Annotated in this window: 2 protein-coding genes; both read left to right on the top strand. The window is 62.2% G+C overall.

Translation table 11 applies throughout. The features are described from left to right. Window positions 1-2,586: CHAT domain-containing protein (locus PROAA_RS10570; protein WP_186411307.1), on the top strand; the 2,586-nt coding region annotated here is incomplete at its 5' end. After that, on the top strand, window positions 2,583-4,372 hold a 1,790-nt coding region (locus tag PROAA_RS10565), incomplete at its 3' end, for a toll/interleukin-1 receptor domain-containing protein (RefSeq protein WP_186411306.1). The genes PROAA_RS10570 and PROAA_RS10565, both read left to right, overlap by 4 nt.

Genomic DNA, 4,372 nt, shown 5'->3' with positions numbered 1-4,372 from the left:
GCCGAATCGGTCGCGGCCATTACCCGCGGCGTGCTGGAGGCCAACCATCAGTTCAGCGATGCGCTGGGCCAATCGCGCGAACAGGGTGCAACGGTCTCCGAGCTGTGTTTCATCGAGATGTTCCGCAATGCGGCCATCTCATCGGCGCATGCCGTGCTCGATCTGCCCGACGATCTGGCAGACGAACTCAAGCGCCTGGGTGCGCGCATCGCGCCGTCGCCGACCCTGGTCATCGGCGAAGGCGTGATGGATCGTCTGAGCGTCGACGGCGACCTCGGCCATTGGTCGCGGCTGATCGTCACCGATGCCGACGCCTCGGAAGCTTATGACTCCGACGATTCGGACGACTCCAACAATTCGCCGGCTCCACAATCCGGTGAGCCCTCCAAACCCGCCGACGCTTCTCCGGGTGAATCGCGCTACTACCCAGAACGACTGAAGTACGTATTCCTCTCCCAGCGCGCCCGGGCAGAAGCGCTCGTGCAACAGCGCCAGCCCGGATTGATCGAAGCCATCATCCGCGACCAGCGGCGCAATCCGGCCTATGACCCCAAACTGGGTCAAACGCTGTTCCAGCTCATGGTGCCGCTCGATTACAAGGCGGTGGCGCGGGAACAATCCCGCCTGTTGATGGTGCTGGACGGCTACACGGCCAATCTGCCCTGGGAACTGCTGCAGTCCGAAGGCGAACCTCTGGTGTTGCGAATGCCGATGGTCCGACAGCTGACCACCCTGCACTACCGGCCTACGGTACGCACGGCTAACGCCAACACCGCGTGCATCATCGTCGCACCCAGCACCTACGGCTTCGACAAGCGCTTTGGCGGCAGCCATGCGCAGCTCGCCGAGCTGCCGGCGGCGACGCGCGAAGGCCGGGCGATCAGCGAAAGTCTCCGTTGCGCTGGCTGGAGCGACAGCAATATCGTGGTCAGCCCGGCGGACAAGGATGCCCTGGATATCTTCGCTACGCTCTATGACCGGCCCTATCGCATTCTGATGATCGGCGCCCACGGCATTTTCGAGGCACGGGGGCTGGATGGGCGCAGTTATACCGGGGTCGTACTGTCCGACGGCCTGCTGCTCACGGCGGTGGAAGTTGCTCAGATGGAAGTCGTTCCCGAGATCGTTTTCCTCAGTTGCTGTCACCTCGGCAGCGTCAACAATCCTCACAGCCAGCCGAACAAGCTGGCCTACAGTCTTTCACGCAAGCTCATCGAGATGGGCGTGCGCTGCGTCGTGGCCGCCGGCTGGGCGGTCAACGACGATGCGGCCTGCACCTTCGCCAGCACTTTCTTCGACGAGCTCACCGGCGGTGAAACCTTTGGCGAAGCCATCTTCGCGGCACGCAAGGCCGCATTCAATCAACATCCGGGCAGCAATACCTGGGGCGCCTATCAGGCCTACGGCGACCCCGGCTATCGGCTGCAGGCGAACGCTGCGTACCATCGCACCCGAAAAACCCATCCCTTTGTCGCCGTCGATGAACTGCTGGCGACCATCAATGGACACCAGGTCAAGAACAAGCGCCGCAAGAGCGATGCCAAGCCACCGACGATTGCCCAGCAGATGCTGTGGGTCCAGCGGCAACTCGCCCGCTGCCCCCCGGAATGGGCGGATCGCCCCGAGGTACTGCAGGCCATTGCGGCTCTGTACGCGGAACAGGGCGACGAGGGCTTTGACGCCGCGCGGGAAGCCTACCAGCGCGCCGTTCAGCTCGAAGACAAGACCGGCCGGGTTGCCGTCAAGGCGATCGAACAGCTTGCCAACATGGAAGCGCGTCACGGCGGGAAGCTGGCCGACAGAGGCGAATTCGACGCGGCAACAGCACTGATCGAAAGCGCCATCCGCCGGCTCAATGCCCTGGTCGAATCCGTGCGCGGCGAGGGCGCTCCGGGCAGCAACGCCGAACGGGCGGCCATGCTCGGTAGCGCCTACAAACTGAAAGCTGCCGCTCTGCTGAAGATGAACAAAGGCTGGGGCGACGTTTCGGCCTGTCTGGACAGTGCGGCAAAAGCCTATGCGTCCGGCGTTCAGGGCGACCCGGCCCTCAAGCCCTACAACACGCTCAACGCCCTGCCCTTGGCCTGGCTGGCAGATTCACTCGCCCAGCCTCGGAAGGAAGCCGCCAGCCTGGCCCGGCAGTGCGGCGAAACATCGCGCAAATCATTCGCCAGCAGCAAGAATTTCTGGGATGCCGTGATGAGTGTCGATGCCGAAATGACCGCCTGGCTGCTGGGCAGCGCGCTCGAAGATCCTGACGCCGAAACAGCATCGGCCACCAAGAATCCGCCCGACCTGATTCTTCAGAGACGTTACGAACAGGCCGTTCGGGCATTGCCCGGAAGTGCCCGCGAATGGGATTCCGTCGTCAAACAATGGAGACTCCTGGCGGGATTCATTCGTCTTTCGGCGCGCAAAGAATCCGCCAAATATGCCGAAAACCTGATCGCATTAGCCGATCACTTTGCCCCTGGAGCGACCGTTGTCGACACCGCCACTCCGGCATCGCCCAAAGAAAGCGCGACTGTCAACACCAGGACGACGTCGTCCAGAAATCCCCGCAAGGCAAGAAGCAGGAAAAAATGACCGGAGAAGATAATTCGCCGCGGAACGCCCCCGCAACGCCGCGTCATGGCCTGTTTATCAGCTATCGCCGTGACGACGCGCGCGGCGCCAGCGGGCGACTCTACGATTGGTTGCGCATCGCCTTCGGCCGCGAAAAGGTGTTTCGCGACGTGGCCAGCATCGGCCCCGGCAAATGGCGTCAACGGATCGACCAAGCCCTGGCTGATTCCATCGTTTGCCTGCCGGTAATCGGTCCGCGCTGGTGCGATAGCCACAATGGACCGCGTCTGGCTCAGGACGGCGACATGGTGCGCCATGAACTATTGACGGCGCTGGCAGACCAAGACCTGACGTTGATCCCGACGCTGGTTGAAGGCGCCGCAGTCCCGCCACAGAACAAGCTACCAGCCGAATTGCACGCGCTACTCGAATGGAATGCATTTCCCCTTAGCGAGCAGGGCTGGGACGACGACATTCGCCGCTTGCTTGCCGCCGTTACCGAATGTTCCGGACAACCCGTTGCCGGGGATGTAGACACCCTGCTCATCCGTGTGCGTGAGGCAGAGGCGCGCATGCGCCAACTGGAGCAGGAGAAGCATCTACAGGCCGATCAACTGCATGCACTCACCGAGACAATCACCGCCCTTACGCGGCAGATGGCAGAAAATCCGGCGAGCCAACGCGCCGATCTGGCTCGGGCCCTCGCCGACCTGGCGCGCGGTGACACAAAGGCGGCCGAGGCGGAATTCGAGAAAGTGCTGGACGAATACAGTGCCGCCGCCGAGGACGCCGCCCACGAAGCCGCCGAAGCCGCACGCCACATCGCCAATCTGGCCTTGCTGGACGACATCGATAAAGCTGTCCGCTATTACCGCCGCGCCTGCCAACTGGAACCTGGGCACTCCGAGAGCTGGCGCCTCCTGGGTCTGGCCTGCCTCACCGCCGGTGATACCGGTGCGGCGCGAGAAACATTGTCACGGGCCATACAATTAGCCAGAGATGCCGGAGACACTTGGGGCGAAGCGGCATCCCTGGATGGGCTGGGCGACGTAGCAACACAAATTGGTAGCCTTGCCGAGGCCAAAGACCACTACACAGACGCTATGAAGATCGTGACCGCGCGCTCCGAGTGCGAACCGGGAAACGTCCTGTGGCAACGAGGCCTATCGATTAGCCACGAGAAAATCGGTAACGTGTTTCTCACCCAAGGGAACGCACCGGAAGCCTTGGCCGCTTTCCGCAAATGCCTGCTCATTCGTGAAGCCCTGGCTTCCCGTGATCCGGCCAACACCGGGTGGCAACGGGAAATATCGGTCACATACGACAGAATCGGCGAGGTGCTGATGGCTCAGGGAGACTTGCCCGAGGCGCTGGCCGTTTTCGGCAAGAGTCTGGCCATCCGTGAAGCCCTGGCTACCCGTGATACCGCAAACAAACTCTGGCAGAGGGACCTGTCGGTTAGCCACGACTGGATTGGCGACGTGCTGGTAGCCAAGGGTGACGGTCCGGGAGCCCTAGCTGCTCTCCGCAAGAGTCTGGCTATCCGTGAAGCCTTGGCCTTCCGCGATTCAGCCAACGCCAAGTGGCAGAGTGACCTGTCGATCAGCCACATCAAGATTTGCGAGGTGCTGTTAATAACCCAAGACAAGCGGGGAGCACTAACCGCGTGCCACAAAGGCCTAGCCATCGCCGAAAGATTGGCCGACCGTGATCCAGATAACGCCGACTGGCAGCGGTGCCTATCGATCAGCCATAACAAGTTAGGCGAAGTGCTGGTGGCCCAAGGAGACTTCCTGAGAGCCCTAGT

It is taken from the genome of Candidatus Propionivibrio aalborgensis, assembly GCF_900089945.1.
Lineage (GTDB): Bacteria > Pseudomonadota > Gammaproteobacteria > Burkholderiales > Rhodocyclaceae > Propionivibrio > Propionivibrio aalborgensis.
The sequence above is the reverse complement of the archived record's forward strand: the minus strand, read 5'-3'. Positions and strand labels throughout refer to the sequence as shown.